The 16,084-nt window shown below is 60.0% G+C and carries 15 protein-coding genes and 1 pseudogene; 6 read left to right on the top strand and 10 right to left on the bottom strand.

Annotated features, from left to right (window positions below; all coding sequences use genetic code 11):
• Positions 1–16 precede the first annotated feature (16 nt).
• A complete protein-coding gene (gene nhaB / locus F475_RS07725; protein ID WP_018926084.1) occupies positions 17–1,519 on the top strand; it encodes a sodium/proton antiporter NhaB in 1,503 nt (500 codons plus the stop codon).
• 55 nt (positions 1,520–1,574) lie between these two features.
• Here nhaB and F475_RS07720 read toward each other — a convergent pair whose 3' ends face one another.
• From F475_RS07720 to gnd, 3 genes are read right to left on the bottom strand one after another with little or no spacing between them, the layout of a single operon-like run.
• Positions 1,575–2,396 (bottom strand): HAD family hydrolase, encoded by an 822-nt coding sequence (locus F475_RS07720; RefSeq protein WP_111453594.1) that lies wholly within the window; start codon positions 2,394–2,396, stop codon positions 1,575–1,577.
• Complete coding sequence (gene zwf / locus F475_RS07715; RefSeq protein ID WP_018926086.1) at positions 2,393–3,916, bottom strand: glucose-6-phosphate dehydrogenase; 1,524 nt, start codon at positions 3,914–3,916, stop codon at positions 2,393–2,395. The genes F475_RS07720 and zwf overlap by 4 nt, the downstream gene beginning before the upstream one ends.
• Positions 3,913–4,893 (bottom strand): phosphogluconate dehydrogenase (NAD(+)-dependent, decarboxylating), encoded by a 981-nt coding sequence (gene gnd, locus F475_RS07710; protein ID WP_018926087.1) that lies wholly within the window; start codon positions 4,891–4,893, stop codon positions 3,913–3,915. The genes zwf and gnd overlap by 4 nt, the downstream gene beginning before the upstream one ends.
• 272 nt (positions 4,894–5,165) lie before the next feature.
• Between gnd and F475_RS07705 the strand changes: the two genes are divergently transcribed.
• Positions 5,166–5,357, top strand: a complete 192-nt coding sequence (locus F475_RS07705; protein ID WP_111453593.1) for a DUF6026 family protein — start codon at positions 5,166–5,168, stop codon at positions 5,355–5,357.
• A 181-nt stretch (positions 5,358–5,538) separates the two neighbouring features.
• Positions 5,539–7,284, top strand: a complete 1,746-nt coding sequence (locus tag F475_RS07700; RefSeq protein WP_111453592.1) for a phosphoethanolamine transferase CptA — start codon at positions 5,539–5,541, stop codon at positions 7,282–7,284.
• 65 nt (positions 7,285–7,349) lie between these two features.
• On the opposite strand, the gene F475_RS07695 is transcribed toward F475_RS07700, so the two are convergent.
• The 6 genes from F475_RS07695 to F475_RS07670 form a co-directional block, all read right to left on the bottom strand.
• Positions 7,350–7,841 carry a GNAT family N-acetyltransferase gene (locus F475_RS07695; RefSeq protein ID WP_018926090.1) on the bottom strand — a complete coding sequence of 164 codons (492 nt, stop codon included), beginning with the start codon at positions 7,839–7,841 and terminating at the stop codon, positions 7,350–7,352.
• Positions 7,842–7,971: 130 nt separating this feature from the next.
• On the bottom strand, positions 7,972–9,090 hold the full coding sequence (gene zapE / locus F475_RS07690; RefSeq protein WP_111453591.1) for a cell division protein ZapE: 1,119 nt from the start codon (positions 9,088–9,090) through the stop codon (positions 7,972–7,974).
• A gap of 91 nt (positions 9,091–9,181) precedes the next feature.
• A complete protein-coding gene (locus F475_RS07685) occupies positions 9,182–9,523 on the bottom strand; it encodes a nuclear transport factor 2 family protein (RefSeq protein WP_008010768.1) in 342 nt (113 codons plus the stop codon).
• Positions 9,524–9,575: 52 nt separating this feature from the next.
• The gene (locus F475_RS07680; protein WP_018926092.1) at positions 9,576–10,292 is read right to left on the bottom strand and encodes a YafY family protein; all 717 of its coding nucleotides are present in this window, start codon (positions 10,290–10,292) and stop codon (positions 9,576–9,578) included.
• A 107-nt stretch (positions 10,293–10,399) separates the two neighbouring features.
• Positions 10,400–11,359: an agmatinase gene (gene speB, locus F475_RS07675; RefSeq protein ID WP_018926093.1), complete on the bottom strand. Its 960-nt coding sequence runs from the start codon at positions 11,357–11,359 to the stop codon at positions 10,400–10,402.
• Between the two features lie 22 nt (positions 11,360–11,381).
• Positions 11,382–12,473 (bottom strand): polyamine ABC transporter substrate-binding protein, encoded by a 1,092-nt coding sequence (locus tag F475_RS07670; protein ID WP_018926094.1) that lies wholly within the window; start codon positions 12,471–12,473, stop codon positions 11,382–11,384.
• Between the two features lie 101 nt (positions 12,474–12,574).
• Here F475_RS07670 and F475_RS07665 point away from each other — a divergent pair, with 101 nt between their 5' ends.
• The 3 genes and pseudogenes from F475_RS07665 to F475_RS07655 all read left to right on the top strand — a co-directional run bounded on the left by F475_RS07665 (position 12,575) and on the right by F475_RS07655 (position 14,272).
• Positions 12,575–13,468, top strand: coding sequence for a LysR family transcriptional regulator (locus F475_RS07665; protein WP_018926095.1), 894 nt, complete (start codon positions 12,575–12,577; stop codon positions 13,466–13,468).
• Between the two features lie 44 nt (positions 13,469–13,512).
• Positions 13,513–13,743, top strand: a pseudogene (locus F475_RS07660) (xanthine permease XanP); the annotation flags it as partial.
• Between the two features lie 55 nt (positions 13,744–13,798).
• Positions 13,799–14,272: an LEA type 2 family protein gene (locus F475_RS07655; RefSeq protein ID WP_111453645.1), complete on the top strand. Its 474-nt coding sequence runs from the start codon at positions 13,799–13,801 to the stop codon at positions 14,270–14,272.
• Between the two features lie 235 nt (positions 14,273–14,507).
• Here the strand turns inward: F475_RS07655 and F475_RS07645 are convergent, their stop codons facing one another.
• A complete protein-coding gene (locus tag F475_RS07645) occupies positions 14,508–16,070 on the bottom strand; it encodes an alkaline phosphatase D family protein (protein ID WP_111453589.1) in 1,563 nt (520 codons plus the stop codon).
• Between the last annotated feature and the right edge of the window lie 14 nt (positions 16,071–16,084).

Below are 16,084 nucleotides of genomic sequence, written 5' to 3'. Positions count from 1 at the left end.
ACACAAGGAGTAGCCGATGTCCGGCTCAATGGCCCAGGCCTTCGCACACAATTTTCTTGGGCATTCACCCCGCTGGTACAAAGCCAGCATTATCGGATTCCTGATTCTCAACGCCCTGGTGTTGTGGACGATCGGTCCGGTGGCGGCCGGCTGGTTGTTGGTGCTGGAGTTCATCTTCACCCTGGCCATGGCGCTCAAGTGTTACCCGCTGATGCCCGGCGGGTTGCTGCTGATCGAAGCTTTGCTGCTGAAAATGACCACGCCCCAGGCGCTCTATGACGAACTGGTGCACAACTTCCCGGTGATCCTGCTGCTGATGTTCATGGTGGCGGGCATCTACTTCATGAAAGACCTGCTGCTGTTTCTGTTCTCGCGCCTGCTACTGGGAGTTCGCTCCAAGGCGCTGCTGGCGTTGATGTTCTGTTTCCTGTCAGCGTTTCTCTCGGCGTTTCTCGATGCATTGACCGTGACCGCGGTCATCATCAGCGCGGCCGTGGGGTTTTACTCGGTGTATCACCGCGTTGCCTCGGGCAACGATCCGCGTCAGGACAGTGAGTTCGGCGATGACCGGCAGTTACCGACATTGCACCATGCCGACCTCGAACAATTCCGCGCCTTCCTGCGCAGCCTGCTGATGCACGGCGCGGTCGGCACAGCGTTGGGTGGTGTTTGCACGCTGGTTGGCGAGCCGCAAAACCTGCTGATCGGCCATGAGATGGGCTGGCACTTTGCCGAGTTCTTTCTGAAGATCGCCCCGGTGTCGTTGCCGGTGCTGACAGCGGGCCTGGTGACCTGCGTACTGCTGGAGAAACTGCGCTGGTTCGGTTATGGCACGCTGCTGCCGGACAACGTGCGTGCGGTGCTGGCCAACTACGCCGCTGAAGACAACGCCGAGCGTACTTCGCGTCAGCGCGCTGCGCTGCTGGTTCAAGGGGCGGCGGCACTGATTCTGATTGCCGGGCTGGCGTTTCACATCGCCGAAGTCGGCCTGATCGGCTTGATGGTGATCGTGCTGATCACCGCGTTTACCGGTATCACTGACGAACACCGCCTCGGCACCGCCTTCAAGGACGCCATGCCGTTCACCTCGCTGCTGGTGGTATTTTTCGCCGTGGTGGCGGTGATTCACGATCAGCAGCTGTTCGCGCCGCTGATCCAGTGGGTATTGACGCTGCCGGCGGACCAACAGCCGGGCATGCTGTTTATTGCCAACGGCTTGCTGTCGGCCATCAGCGACAACGTGTTCGTGGCGACCATTTACATCACCGAAGTAAAACAGGCATTCATCTCCGGCCACATGAGCCGCGAGCACTTTGAAACCCTGGCGATTGCGATCAATACCGGGACCAACCTGCCGAGCGTGGCGACGCCCAATGGTCAGGCGGCGTTCCTGTTCCTGCTGACCTCGGCGATTGCACCGCTGATTCGTCTGTCTTACGGGCGGATGGTGTGGATGGCGCTGCCATACACCGTGGTGATGGGAGTTCTTGGCTGGTACGCGGTAAGTTACTGGCTGTAACCCAGAACAAAAATGTGGGAGCGGGCCTGCTCGCTCCCACATTGGTTTTGTGTGCTTATCGAGGGAGGATGTATCGCTCGATCGCCTGAGCCGCGCCGTCTTCGGTATTGGCCCCGGTCACCACGTCGGCCTGACGCTTCACCGCCTCTTCCGCCTGCCCCATGGCGATCGACAGCCCGGCACGATGAAACATCGCCGGGTCATTGCCGCCGTCGCCCATGGCGGCGGTCTGTTCCAGCGACACCCCGAGAAACTCGGCCAGCGTCGCCAGTGCCGCGCCCTTGTTGGCCTGCACCGCCGTCACATCCAGATAGACCGGTTGCGAACGCGACACCTGCGCCTGCCCTTCGACCTTGGGCAGCAACCGCGCCTCCAGCTCGATCAACAGTTCGGTGTTGTTGCTGGCAGCGACAATCTTGTCGATGCGTGCCAGGCAAGGCTCGAAACTCTCGACCACCACCGGCGGATAACCCAGGCCATGTTGCTCTCGCGGGACCATCGGGCCGTTCGAGTCCTTCAACAGCCAGTCACCACCGCTGAACACCCAGACTTCAATGTCCGGCTGATCGGCAAACAGTGCCAGCGCCGTCAGCGCTGCGGTTGCCGGCAAATAATGCGCCACCAGCAAACTGCCATCCGGGTTGACGATCGTGCCGCCATTGAACGCCGCCGTCGGCAGATCAACGCCCAGGGCTTCGATCTGCTGCAACATGGCTTTAGGTGGACGCCCGGTGGCCAGGCTGAACAGCACGCCGGCGTCACGCAAGGCGCGAACGGCATCGATGGTGCGCTGGCTGAGGCTGTGATCGGGCAGCAACAAGGTGCCGTCCATGTCACTGAGCAGAAAACGGATGGGTTGTTGCGTGACGTCCATCATCCGAGGCTGTGCCAGACGCGACCGTCGCGGGTCAGCAGTTCGTCAGCGGTCTTGGGTCCGTCTTCGCCGGCTGCATAGCTCTCCACGGTTGCATCCTGCTGCCAGGCGTCGAGGAACGGCTGCACGACGCGCCAGCCGTTCTCGATGTTGTCGGCACGCTGGAACAGCGTCTGATCGCCGGTGAGGCAATCGTAGATCAAGGTTTCGTAGCCGGTGGAAGGCTGCATTTCAAAGAAATCCTTGTAGGCAAAGCCCAGCTCGATATTGGCCATGTTCAACGCCGGTCCCGGCCGTTTGGCCAGCAGGTCGAACCACATGCCTTCGTTGGGCTGGATCTGGATCCGCAGGTAGGTCGGCTGCAATTCTTCGACCTCGGTGTCACGGAACTGCGCATACGGCGCCGGCTTGAAGCAAATGACGATCTCGGTGTCGCGCACGCTCATGCGCTTGCCGGTACGCAGGTAGAACGGCACACCGACCCAGCGCCAGTTGTCGATCATCACTTTGAGCGCGACATAGGTTTCAGTGGTGCTGTCGGGCGCGACGTTGGTTTCCTGACGATAACCGGGCAACCGATTGCCATCGATCTCGCCGGCGGTGTATTGGCCGCGCACTGAGTTGGCTCGCGCTTCCTCGATCGACCAGGGGCGAATCGCGCCGATCACTTTGGCCTTCTCGCCACGTACCGCATCGGCGCCAAACGCCGCCGGCGGTTCCATGGCGACCATCGCCAATAATTGGAACAGGTGATTAGGCACCATGTCCCGCAGGGCGCCGGTGACCTCATAAAAACTGCCACGGGTTTCAACGCCGACGGTTTCAGCGGCGGTGATTTGTACGTGGTCGATGTAATGGTTGTTCCAGAAGGCTTCGAACAGGCTGTTGGAGAACCGGCTGACCAGAATGTTCTGCACGGTTTCCTTGCCCAGATAGTGATCGATCCGGTAGATCTGCTTTTCCGTCATCACTTTGAGCAAGCACGCGTTCAAGGCTTCGGCGGTATACAGATCCGAGCCGAAAGGCTTTTCGATCACCACCCTTCTGAACGCTTCAGGGGCTTCTTGCAACAATCCGGCAGCCCCGAGACGTCGCACCACTTCACTGAAAAAGCGCGGAGCGGTGGCCAGGTAGAAAACGGCGTTGCCGGTGCCGCTGGCGTCGATTTTCGCCGCCAGCGCGTCATAAGTGCGCTCATCCAGGAAATCGCCCTGGACGTAGCTGATGTGTTTGGCCAATTTGGCCCACAACGCCGGATCAAGGGCGTGATCGCCCTTGCCGACCTTGGCTGCCACTTCCGCCCGAATGAAATCTTCGAGTTTTTTGGCAAAGGCTTCGTCACTGATGGCGTTGTGATCAACGCCGACGATCCGCAGTCCATTCCCCAGCAAACCATCGCGACTCAGGTTGTACAGCGCCGGCATCAGCAGGCGCTTGACCAGATCACCATGGGCACCGAACAAAAACAGCGTGGTGGGCGGTGCGGGTTCTGCCTTGGATTTCCTGCGGATCACGTGGGTCATTTTTTCGCAGTCTCCACATGGCCGCCGAAGCCGAAGCGCTGGGCCGAGAGAATCTTGTCGCCAAAGTTGCCTTGCCCGCGCGAACGGTAGCGAGAGAACAGCGAGTTCGACAGCACCGGTACCGGCACCGCTTGTTCCATGGCGGCTTCGATGGTCCAGCGCCCTTCACCGCTGTCCGCCACTTCACCCGAGTAGCCGTCGAGTTTCGGATCGGACGCCAGCGCATCGGCGGTCAGGTCAAGCAGCCAGGACGAGACCACGCTGCCACGACGCCAGACTTCGGCGATGTCGGCCACGTTCAGGTCGAAACGCTGATCTTCCGGCAGGTTGGTGCTGGCTTTGGTCTTGAGGATGTCGAAGCCTTCGGCGAAGGCCTGCATCATTCCGTATTCGATGCCGTTATGGATCATCTTGACGAAGTGGCCGGCGCCGGCGGGGCCTGCGTGGATGTAACCGCGCTCGGCGCGATCGTCATCGGACTTGCGATCCTTGGTGCGCGGAATGTCGCCCATACCCGGGGCCAGGGACTCGAACAACGGGTCAAGACGCTTAACCGTCTCGGCATCGCCGCCGATCATCATGCAGTAGCCACGTTCCAGGCCCCAGACGCCGCCGGAGGTGCCGACGTCGATGTAATGCAGACCTTTTTCCGACAGGGTTTTGGCCCGACGGATATCGTCCTTATAGAAGGTGTTGCCGCCATCGATGATGGTATCGCCCGCTTCAAGCAAGGTGCTCAGGGTGTCAATGGTGTCTTCGGTCGGTGCGCCGGCGGGCAGCATGACCCACACCGCGCGCGGCTTGGCCAGGCCAGCGACCAGGGCTGGCAAGTCGGCGACGCCGGTGGCGCCCTCTTCGGCCAGGGTATCGACAAAAGCGGTATTGCGGTCGTAAACAACGGTGGTGTGCCCGTTGAGCATCAGGCGCCGCGCAATATTACCGCCCATGCGGCCCAGTCCAATAATCCCGAGTTGCATGTACTGATGCTCCCTACTACAAATAAAGTGTGTCTAAGGTTATAGCCCAACGCGACTAGTGAAGGTTAGTCCAGAGCGGTGGGATGAAGTTTCTGGGCATTGTGCCCGATCCAGACTGATAACGTCGGGAATCGTGCCGAAGACACAACGACCATGAAAAATAAAAAAGTTCCCTTCAGGGGCAAAAGAAATCAAAATTGGCGCCGATAGTAAGTGAGCACCCGATTTCGGGAGTCGACTTACAGTTGATACCGCCATTTGCGAGGTGAGCAATGGGCACCGTACACACAGCACTGCCAGCACAAACCCTTTACGTCACGATCCGTCGCGATGAACTGCGCCAGTTGAAAGAGGAGCGCGATCAGTTGAAGCGGGAAGTTGCGCAATTGCGCCTGCTGACCCAAGGCAATCAGGCTCAGCCCTTGCCCGTCACCGTGCTCCTCACGCCTGATCTCCTCGCTTGAGTCGGAAGCGGCCCAGCGCTGTTTCTGACTCGCTGCAATCCTGTCCGCTGCGACAACTCACAAAGTTTTCACACTTGCTTGGCGATACTCCGGCCCTTTGTGGCTGCTTGCTTTGCGAGCGGCATCCGTTCGTCTGCGACAAGGAGAGTGCCGACGGCCGATCATCAGGCTGGAGTGTTGAATGGCTTTGCTTAAACGCAGAAAAACGTCTGCGAATGGTTTTGATTGGGCAGGATTACTCTGGTTATTTCTGTTCTTCTGGTATTTCTCCGGTATCACCCAACTACTGATTCAACTGACGGGCACCTCCGGTTTTAGCGGGTTCCGCCAGGCTTTTGTGATGAGCGCCATTTGGCTCGCGCCGATGCTGTTGTTCCCCAAACAAACCCGTGTGATGTCCGCGCTGATCGGTGTGGTGCTGTGGGCCTGTTCGATGGCCAGCCTGGGTTATTTCTTCATCTATCAGCAGGAATTTTCCCAGAGCGTCATCTTCATCATGTTCGAATCGAACGTGTCTGAAGCCGGCGAATACCTGACGCAGTATTTTGCCTGGTGGATGGTGCTGGCGTTCCTCGCCCACACTGCATTCGCGTACTTCCTTTGGACCCGCGTGCGTCCGGTGTACCTGCCACGCGTCCAGGCGCTGATCGCAGCGACGGCGATTGTGCTGGCCGTGATCGGTTACCCGCTGATCAAGCAGACCGCGCACACCGGCAGCCTGGCGGAAGGCTTCGAGAAATTCGAAACCCGCATCGAGCCCGCGGTGCCATGGCAGATGGCCGTGGCCTATCACCGTTACCTCGGTACCCTGGGCAGCATGCAAGGCATGCTCGACAGCGCCAGCAAGATCCCGCCGCTGAAGAACTTCACCGACTCGATGGCCAATCAGCCGGCGACCCTGGTGCTGGTGATCGGCGAGTCCACCAACCGTCAGCGCATGAGCCTGTACGGCTACCCGCGGGAAACCACCCCGGAACTGGATAAGCTCAAGGACCAACTGGCGGTTTTCAATAACGTCATTACCCCACGCCCCTACACCATCGAAGCGCTGCAGCAGGTGCTGACGTTCGCCGACGAAGAAAACCCGGACCTCTACCTGACGACGCCGTCATTGGTCAGCATGATGAAACAGGCGGGTTACAAAACCTTCTGGATCACCAACCAGCAGACCATGACCAAGCGCAACACCATGCTCACGACCTTCTCTGAACAGGCCGACGAGCAGGCGTACCTGAACAACAACCGCAACCAGAACGCCGCCCAGTACGATGGCGATGTGATCGAGCCGTTCAACAAGGCGCTGGCCGATGCGGCGCCACGCAAGCTGATCGTCGTGCATTTGCTCGGCACGCACATGAGCTACCAGTACCGTTACCCGCCGACGTTCAACAAGTTCACCGACCGCAAAGGCGTGCCGGACGGCGTGCGTGACGATCAGGTGCCGACGTACAACAGCTATGACAACGCGGTGCTGTACAACGACTTCGTGGTCTCGAGCCTGATCAAGGACTACGCCAAGACTGATCCGAACGGCTTCCTGCTGTACCTCTCCGACCACGGCGAAGACGTGTTCGACTCCGCTGGCCACAACACCCTGGGCCGCAACGAGAACAAGCCGACCGCGCCGATGTACACCATTCCATTCGTGGCCTGGGCCTCGCCGAAATGGCGCGAAACCCATGACTGGAGTTTTGCCGCTGATCTGGGTCGACCGTACAGCAGCTCCCAGCTGATTCACACCTGGGCGGATCTGGCCGGCCTGAGTTTCGATGAACTGGACCGCAGCAAAAGCCTGGTCAGCGACAGCTTCAAGCCTCGGCCATTGATGATCGGCAACCCTTACGAGCGTGAGCAGCGGCCGTTGATCGACTTCAGCCTGATAAAACCCAAGGTCGCGCCTGTCGCCCCGGCGGTCGTTCAGCAGTAGTTTTGAGGGGCCGACAAATGACTTAAGGGCGTCCTGATCGACGCCCTTTTTTATGGCTCGGAGGACTAAAGCGCTTTGGTCCAGAACAGCATCCGGCCGTGCGCCGGGTCGAACATGCCGGGTGAAAAACCGAATTTGCCATAAGACGCCTGGGCCACTGGATTGCCCTCCAGCACTTCCAGGGTGATTTTGCAGCAGCCGCGCTGACGTGCGATGTCCTCGACTTTGTGCAGCATTTTCTGGCTCAGTCCCAACCCGCGAAACTTCGACACCACGACCACATCGTGCACGTTGACCAATGGCCGGCAGGCAAAGGTCGAAAAGCCTTCGAAGCAATTGACCAGCCCTGCCGGCTCGCCACCGACAAACGCCAATACACTGAAGGCATGGGGCCGCTTGGCCAGCTCCCCCGGCAGTTGTTGCAACACATGGGTGGGCAACGACTTACCGCCACCCATCGGGTCTTCGGCGTAATGGTTCAATACAAGACAAATCGCCTCGGCATGTGTCGGGTTGCTGTAACTGGCCTGAAGCACAAGAATTTCTGCGGATTCCATTTCCACCCTCGATCACACATGAAGTTGCCCCAGTTCGCTTCTTGCGCACTGAAAGGTCCTGCGACCTTATCGCGAGCGCCGGGGTGCCGACAACCGGATCCTCTCGCCCCGTTGCACCTTCTCCCGGACATCAAGCCTCGGCAAAACGTTTTAGCTGCATCTCCTGCAAACGGCTGAGGGTGCGGCGAAACGGGAATTCCAGATAACCCTCGGTGTACAACGCCTCCATCGGTACCTGCGCTTCGAGGTACAGCGGCACCTTGCGGTCGTAGCACTCGTCCACCAGGGCAATGAACCGCCGCACACCGTCGTCATGCACCGACAATTGCGGCAACTCGCGATCCCCCGCCGCCACCCGCTCGACACCGTCTTCAGTGCCGCGAGCGATGCGCCCTTCGCGTTTTTGCGCGCTGAGATTGGGCACGTCACTCAACAGAATAGCGCTGAAGGTGTCGCACAGGGCCATGAAGTCCATGGCGGCAAAAGGCTGCTCGCAAACCTCGGCGTAACGGCACCAGAGCACGGTTCGACTGGCCTGCATGACATTGACCGAACGGTAGCCGATCTGCACCGGATCGCTGGACAGCGTCTGGCCGATGGTCAGGGCCTTGAACACGTCGCCAAGGGCACCGGGCTGACCCGGAACGTTCACCCAGTAACGCTGCAGGCCGGCGCCGGGGTGCAGACGATGATCTTCTCCACCGTCCACCGCAATCACCTGCATGTGTTGCTTGATCGCGCTAATCGCCGGCACAAAGCGGTCGCGGTTGAAGCCATCGGCGTACAGCTGATCCGGCGGTTGGTTGGAGGTGCAGACCACCACCACGCCCTGCTCGAACATCACTTGGAACAAGCGCCCGAGAATGATCGCGTCACCGATGTCGTTGACGAACAGTTCATCGAAACACAGCACCCGCACTTCCTGGCTCAGCTCGCGGGCCAGGGCCTTCAGCGGGTCGGCGGTACCGGTCAACTGGAAGGAGCGCTGATGCACCCAACCCATAAAGTGGTGAAAGTGCTGCCGCCGGGCCGGGACGCGCAGGTTTTGATAGAACTGATCCATCAACCAGGTCTTGCCCCGCCCGACAGGGCCCCAGAGGTACACGCCGGTGATGGGCGCGCGGCCTTCCTGCAAGGCTTCGTGGCATTTTTGCAGCGCCCACACGGCATGTTCCTGGGCTTCGTCCTGGACGAAGCCCTTCTGTTCGATGGCGTGTTGCCAGGCGGTTAAGGGAGAGTCGACATTCATGCGCGGCAGTATACGTCTCTATAGCGGCTCGCCAAGCCCGGGCCGTAGCAGCTGCGTCGCGGTGCTCGACAGCTGCTACATAGGCCGGTGGTTACAGCGAGATGTCCAGCCGGGCGATCTTGCCCTGTTCATTGAGGCGGAACATATAGCGCAGTTCCAGCGGGCTGCCGGGAAAAGTGCCGGAGATCAGGTTGTGCACCAGCACTTTGCCAGTGCGCTGTTGAACGTCAAGCACCTCGACCCGCGGCTGATAACGTTGCGCAGTGTCTTGCATCCATTGGGCGATGGCTTGCGTGCCGACCTGATGCTGCCCCTCATCGAACACGTTGGCATCCTCAGCGAAAAAACTGGCGACCCTCGAGGTGTCGCGAGCATTGGCGGCAGCAATGTAGGCGGCAATGGCGGGGGCCAGTGAAGAGGCTGGATTGGACATGTTTACGGCTCCTTGTGAGTTGTTTCTGGAGCCATGCTAAAACAAGCCGGTGTCAGTTCTTGTCAGGAGTGAAACGCCCTGCTTCGTCCAGTTGCATCTGCTTGCGCCAGGTGCGCAACAGGTCGCTGCGCCGCCCCGGATAGCGCTCACCCTGTTCACTGGCGGCCGAGATCCGGTCGGTGCGGAACGTGCGATAGGCACTGCGCAACTCACACCAAGCGACGATGATCCGCACCTCATTGAGAAACCCCAGGGCCAGTGGCCAGATCAAACGTTGGCTGGGCACCTGGTTGGCGTCTGCGTAATCGATATGCAACTTGGCTTGATCGCGGATGGCTTGGCGAAACACATTCAACGGCACGGCGTTTTGCGGATAGCCACAACCCGGCGGCCCCGGCAACACCGTCGGGTTGCGCAAGGCGTCCTGGGCCGTCGGGTCGAGCACCGCGGCGATTTTTGCCAGGGCATCGGCCGCCGCTTTGCTCAACACCTCATCACCCCGCTGATCCACGTAGCGCAAACCGAGCACGATGGCTTCGGTCTCATCGGCATTGAGCATCAAGGGCGGCAGAAACAGACCGCTGCGCAACACATAGCCGATCCCCGCCTCGCCAAAAATCGGCGCGCCGAGTGCGGTGAGTTCAGCGATATCGCGGTACAGCGTGCGTTCGGAAATCTCCAGCTCGCTGGCCAATGTCGCGGCAGTCACCGGACGACTTTTGCCGCGTAGCACTTGTAACAAGGTCAGTAAACGAGTGGTTCGCGACACGGTCGGCAGGCTCCTTTCTGGAAGTCGCCGGAGCTTAGCAGAGGCTGCTGTCAGAAAGTGGCAGTAGCGAAACGCCAGACACAAGCCCGCTCCCACATTTTGGCTTGTTACCGATCGACCTTATGCCTGGCCGCATACAAACACAGCATTTCCATGGCCAGGGTCGCCGCAGCCAGTGAGGTAATGTCGGCGTGGTCGTAGGCCGGCGCCACTTCCACCACGTCCATCCCCACCAGGTTGATCCCGCGCAAGCCGCCGAGAATCTCCAGCGCCTGCACCGTGCTCAAGCCGCCGCACACCGGCGTCCCGGTACCGGGCGCGAAGGCTGGGTCGAGGCAGTCGATGTCGAAGGTCAAATACACCGGGTGATCACCGACCCGCGCACGAATCGCCTCGACAATCGCCTCGCACCCTTGCCGATGAACCTGCCGCGCATCCAGCACCTGAAAGCCCTGATGATCGTCATTGGTGGTGCGCAAACCGATTTGCACTGAGCGCGACGGATCCACCAGCCCTTCCCTGGCCGCATGCCAGAACATCGTGCCGTGATCGACGCGCTTGCCCTCTTCATCCGGCCAGGTGTCGCTATGGGCATCGAAGTGAATCAATGACAACGGGCCGTGCTGGCGGGCATGGGCCTTGAGCAGCGGATAACTGATGAAGTGATCGCCGCCGAAGGTCAGCATCGCGCAACCGTTATCCAGGATGTGCCCGGCGTGGGCTTCAATGCTTTCCGGCACCGAATGCGGCGCGCCGTAATCGAAGGCGCAATCGCCGTAGTCGATCACCGCCAAGTGATCGAACGGGTCGAACGTCCACGGCCAATGGCGTTCCCAGGCGATCCCGGTGGACGCCGCCCGAATGCCGCGTGGTCCGAAACGCGCCCCGGAACGGTTGCTGGTGGCGGTGTCGAACGGCACGCCGCTGACCACCACGTCGACGCCACGCAAGTCGCGGCTGTAGCGCCGGCGCATGAAACTGGTGATACCGGCGTAGGTGCTTTCGGCGGCAGTCCCATAAAGACTGTCGCGGGTCATGGCCTGATCGTTCTGTGCAGGGACGTCCATGGGTGTGTTCCTTATTGTTGGCTTATTGGTGGCTACGGAAAGTGGTCCACAGGCGGGTGCGCTGACGCATGTCCTTGAGGCTCATGCTGCGGTCGGCATACAGCCGCTCACGCACCACGGCCTGCGGGTAGATGTCGGGATTGCTGCGCACCGCCTCATCCACCAGTGGCGTCGCCGCCTCATTGGCCGTGGCGAAGAACAGCGTATTGGTCAGTGCAGCGACGGATTCGGGGCGCAACATGAACTCGACGAAGGCTCGGGCGGCTTCGGGGTGCGGCGCGTCCTTGGGAATTGCCAGGTTGTCCTGCCACACCAGTGTGCCTTCACGTGGAATGCGGTAAGCCACCTCGAACGGTTTATTGGCCTTGCGCGCCTGATCGGCGGCCATGCTCGCGTCGCCGTTGTAGGTCAGTGCCAGGCAAACGCTGCCATTGGCCAGATCGTTGATCTGCCGCCCGGTGGCGACGTAGAGCACCGACGGCTGTAGCTGACGCAACAGGGCGTCGGCGGCTGTCAGATCAGCCTTGTCGGTGCTGTAGGGATCTTTACCCAAATAATGCAGCGCCAGGCCAATCACCTCTTGCGGCGAATCGAGAATCGCGATGCCGCAGTCTTTCAGTTTGCTGGCGTATTCGGGCTTGAACAGCAGGTCCAGGCTGTTGAGCGGTACGTTGGGCAAGCGTTGTTTTACCGCTTCAACATTCATCCCAAGCCCGAGCGTGCCCCAGGTGTAAGGCACGCCATAGCGATTACCGGGATCGACCGCCGCCAGTTTTCCCAGCATGTCCGGGTCGAGGTTGGCGTACCCCTTGAGGCCATCGTGAGGAATTTCCTTCAGCGCTCCCGCCGCCAGGCCGCGCGCCAGGACGCTGGACGACGGCACCACCACGTCGTAACCGCTGCCGCCGGTGAGCAGTTTGGTTTCCAGCACTTCCGGCGTATCGAACGTGTCGTAGCGCACGTGGATGCCGGTTTCCTTTTCGAAGCGCTGCAAGGTCTCGGGCGCCACGTAATCGGCCCAACTGTAGAGATTGAGGACTTTTTCCTCAGCCTGGGCCGGCACGGCCATGGCGAGGAACAGCGCGGGTAAACACAGCTTGAAGAGCGGAGCCATGACGAACACCTGACTGGAGGAAGTGGTTGCAGGATGCGTCGTCGGTTACATTGAAAAAATACCAAGTTAGTTATCCTGACTTTATTGCGGAGTAATGTTTGATGCTCGGCCAACTGCATGATCTGGACCTGCACCTGCTGCGCCTGTTTGTCAGCGTGGTGGAATACGGAGGCTTCAGCGCGGCCCAGGGTGACCTGGGGCTGAGCCAGTCGAGCATCAGCCAGCAGATGGCCAAGCTCGAAACCCGGCTCGGTTATCGCCTGTGCAGTCGCGGCAAGGGCGGGTTCAAGATCACGCCCAAGGGTGAACAGTTGCTCGTTGCCACCCGTGCCTTGTTCCAATCCATTGAAGCGTTCCGCCATCAATCCAACGGTGTGGCCGGACGTTTGATCGGCGAAGTGCGCCTGGGTTTGTCCGAAGCGCTTGATCAGTCCGTGCTGGAACGGGTGGCCGAGGCGATCCGACGCTTTCGCGAACGTGACGAATCGGTGCGCATCGAGTTGATCAGCGCGATGCCCGGCGAAATGGAGCGGTTGTTGCTGCAACAACGGCTGGACCTGGCGATCGGCTATTTCTCACAGGCGCAGCGTGCTTTTGACTACCGTGAACTGTTCACCGAAACCCAGCACCTGTACTGCGCCTCCGGGCATCCGCTGTTTACCGATGACGCACCTGACGATCAAGCGCTCCAGGCCTGCGACCGGGTCGATCACCCCTATCGTTTCCTGCGCAGCGATGAGCCGTTTCAGGGGAAGCTCTGTTCAGCGCGATCCGAGCAGGTCGAAGGCACCCTCGCCTTCATTCTGTCCGGCAAGCACGTGGGGTATTTGCCCGATCACTTCGCCCAAAGCTGGGAAGACAAAGGATTGCTCCGTGCCGTGCGCCAGGGTGATATGAGTTTCGAGGTGGCGTTCCACCTGGCGCGCCATCGCGCACAGGTGCCGGGGGATGCGCAAAAGGCCTTTGAAGAGGATCTGCTTGCGGCGTTTGCTTGAAGCTCTGCCGTTGAATGATCACCCCTGTGGCGAGGGGGCTTGTAGTCTTGCGCGAGCTGCCGAAGGCGCTGCACAACATCTTCGAATCGCCGATCACTGTCGGTGCGTTGTGCGCTATCGTGCTGAATATCTTCCTGCCCGAAGAGTTCATCGAGCTGGAAGAAGACGAGTTCGACCCGGAAGCCTCGGTGCTTCAGGTGATGCATTACCCGGATGTTGCGGCCAAGGGTGAACCCGCGTCACCTGTGGCTGTCGCACAGTTGAACCGTCCGTAATGCTCGAAGGCCGAGCTTTGAGCGGTTCGGCCTTTTTCTTTACGAGAATATGTTCATGCGCAGATTGCTGGCCCTGTCCCTATCCCTTCTATTGCTGTCTCTGAGCGCCTGCGCCCTGTTCCCCAGTCGCGACCCGCTGCACATCAACGTGGTCGGTATCGAGCCGCTGCAAAGCCAGGAGCTGGAAGTGCGCTTCGCGGTAAAACTGCGCGTGCAAAACCCCAATGAAACCGCGATCGCCTATAACGGCGTGGCGCTGGACCTGGAGGTTAATGGCCAGCCACTAGCTTCCGGCGTCAGCGATCAGTCGGGCTCGATCCCGCGGTTCTCCGAAGCAGTGATCGTGGTGCCGGTGAGCGTTTCGGCCTTCTCGATGCTGCGTCAGACCCTCGGGCTGAGTCAGACGCAGACACTGGACAATCTGCCTTACGTACTGCGCGGCAAACTGGCCGGAGGGGCGTTCGGCACCATGCGTTTTGTCGACAGCGGCAAGCTCAGCCTGCCGGGCTCGATCTCTGGCACCTGGTAACGCGCTAGTAACGTAATTCTGTTCACTTACGCCGTAATGCGATCTGTAGCAGCTGTCGAGCCTGCGAGGCTGCGTTCGGCTGCGAAGCAGTCGTGAGTCCGGCTGCCGTGGTGTATCTGATGCACCGCATTGTCTTATTTACCGACTGCTTCGCAGCCGAACGCAGCCTCGCGAGCTCGGCAGCTGCTACAAGGAATGCGTCGCGGCTGAAATCGCTTAAGTGAACCGCAGCACGCTATGTAACGGGGTCGATCACCTGCGTCACACTATGCTTCAGACCTTCTACGTGCCAGTTGGCCCATAGTCGGGTCTTGCCGTTGCCGCCTTCATCCGGCTCGATCGCCAACCAGTTTCGAGCGGCGATCAGGTAACGCCCCCTCGCGCCAACAGGCAACATGGTTCCGGTGATGCCGTAATCGATCTGTTCCTGATTGCCACCGATGGACTCCAGAAAGTGCACCGCCAACACCGGCGGCGCAGGATGCACGACGCCGGTGGAAATCAATTGGTAGATTTTCCCCGCGCCGTCGCAGCCATGCCGGGGCAGCTTCGACTCGATCACGCAGACCCCGGCCACATGAACGTCGCCAGACACCAGCGTGACCTTGCATGATTGGGCTTTGGCGAAATCCAGCAGCCGCATGATCAAGCGCTTGCGTTCACTGCGGTGCGGCAGGCTTCGCCAGTGGTCGCGTAAATCGTCCTCGAGCTCCTGTTGCCCCACCATCACGTCCAGCGCCTTTTCGGCCGCCTGCAAATCAAGGTAGCCCACCGGAATACTCGACATCAGCAACAGGTGCTTGTGCGCCGGGACCTTGTCCAGCCAGGCATAAATCGCATCCCAACTGACCGGGGAAATAACCCGGGTTTGTTGGGCCTGCGGGGTGGTCAAGTCCGGCGCGCGTTCGCTGCGTAGATCGGGAACCAGCAAGGCCAACTCGCCCAGGCCGGTGAACCCCAGGTGAAAGCCATCAGCAGTGCCGGGAATCGCGCAGGGATGGGTATCAGCGGACGGCTTGAGGTGAGGATGCGTCTGGATCAGTTGCTGCTGGAAAATCCTGAAATAGCGTTTGGCTGTGGCAAACAGCCCCTGGAACACCGGGCTTGAATGCAATATCTCATCGTAGGAACCCCAGCCATCGATGATGTCATGGTCATCCCACATCATCACCGTCGGAATGGCGCCGAACACCTTGGCCATCTCGGGCTGTTTCCAGCATTCCAGGTAGAGCCTGGTGAAAAACTTGTCCAGATCGGCTTCGATCACCTTGCTGTAAGCAGCCTTTTGCCGGTCGGCGAAGGGTTTGGCGAACCATGCTTTCATCGACGGCACACTGCTGCGCATGTCGTCGCTGTAAACCTGATCGCCGCCCATCAACAGCAGATGATAGGGCTCGCCCTGGTGAGCACCCCACATGTGCTCCCAACGCTCGTTGTTGCGGTCGACCTTCTCCATCTCCTTGGGGTCGGAGAAACCGTTGCACGACACATACGCAATGCGCGGCGACTGGCCCTTGGCCGGAACGACGAAGTTGGCCTGCGCACCGTCTATGGAAACCGTGTAACTGGTGGCAACGGCCTGATCCTGCGCCGCCTTGAAATCGATGCGCCAGACGCGGGAATTAGGGTTGAGCAGCGGGATATCGGCGATGGCCAAGGGTGTGTCGGCAGTCACATCCTTGGGCACTTTTACCGTGGGAGGTGGCTCGCCCAAGGGTGAAACCACCACGGCAGACACGTTGTAGACATTATTATTGATGCCACGAAACTGCAGAATCGGGCCTAGTAACAAACTCATGGCGAGTCCATCCG

The sequence above is a fragment of the Pseudomonas sp. URMO17WK12:I6 genome, assembly GCF_003253625.1.
In the GTDB taxonomy this organism is placed as follows: Bacteria; Pseudomonadota; Gammaproteobacteria; order Pseudomonadales; family Pseudomonadaceae; genus Aquipseudomonas.
The sequence above is the reverse complement of the archived record's forward strand: the minus strand, read 5'-3'. Positions and strand labels throughout refer to the sequence as shown.

What these genes read in the sequence shown, in the direction of transcription:
- nhaB (WP_018926084.1), top strand. Translation starts at nt 17, where the DNA reads ATGTCCGGCTCAATGGCCCAGGCCTTCGCACACAATTTTCTTGGGCAT.
- F475_RS07720 (WP_111453594.1), bottom strand. Translation starts at nt 2,396, where the DNA reads ATGATGGACGTCACGCAACAACCCATCCGTTTTCTGCTCAGTGACATG.
- zwf (WP_018926086.1), bottom strand. Translation starts at nt 3,916, where the DNA reads ATGACCCACGTGATCCGCAGGAAATCCAAGGCAGAACCCGCACCGCCC.
- gnd (WP_018926087.1), bottom strand. Translation starts at nt 4,893, where the DNA reads ATGCAACTCGGGATTATTGGACTGGGCCGCATGGGCGGTAATATTGCG.
- F475_RS07705 (WP_111453593.1), top strand. Translation starts at nt 5,166, where the DNA reads ATGGGCACCGTACACACAGCACTGCCAGCACAAACCCTTTACGTCACG.
- F475_RS07700 (WP_111453592.1), top strand. Translation starts at nt 5,539, where the DNA reads ATGGCTTTGCTTAAACGCAGAAAAACGTCTGCGAATGGTTTTGATTGG.
- F475_RS07695 (WP_018926090.1), bottom strand. Translation starts at nt 7,841, where the DNA reads ATGGAATCCGCAGAAATTCTTGTGCTTCAGGCCAGTTACAGCAACCCG.
- zapE (WP_111453591.1), bottom strand. Translation starts at nt 9,090, where the DNA reads ATGAATGTCGACTCTCCCTTAACCGCCTGGCAACACGCCATCGAACAG.
- F475_RS07685 (WP_008010768.1), bottom strand. Translation starts at nt 9,523, where the DNA reads ATGTCCAATCCAGCCTCTTCACTGGCCCCCGCCATTGCCGCCTACATT.
- speB (WP_018926093.1), bottom strand. Translation starts at nt 11,359, where the DNA reads ATGGACGTCCCTGCACAGAACGATCAGGCCATGACCCGCGACAGTCTT.
- F475_RS07670 (WP_018926094.1), bottom strand. Translation starts at nt 12,473, where the DNA reads ATGGCTCCGCTCTTCAAGCTGTGTTTACCCGCGCTGTTCCTCGCCATG.
- F475_RS07665 (WP_018926095.1), top strand. Translation starts at nt 12,575, where the DNA reads ATGCTCGGCCAACTGCATGATCTGGACCTGCACCTGCTGCGCCTGTTT.
- F475_RS07655 (WP_111453645.1), top strand. Translation starts at nt 13,799, where the DNA reads ATGCGCAGATTGCTGGCCCTGTCCCTATCCCTTCTATTGCTGTCTCTG.
- F475_RS07645 (WP_111453589.1), bottom strand. Translation starts at nt 16,070, where the DNA reads ATGAGTTTGTTACTAGGCCCGATTCTGCAGTTTCGTGGCATCAATAAT.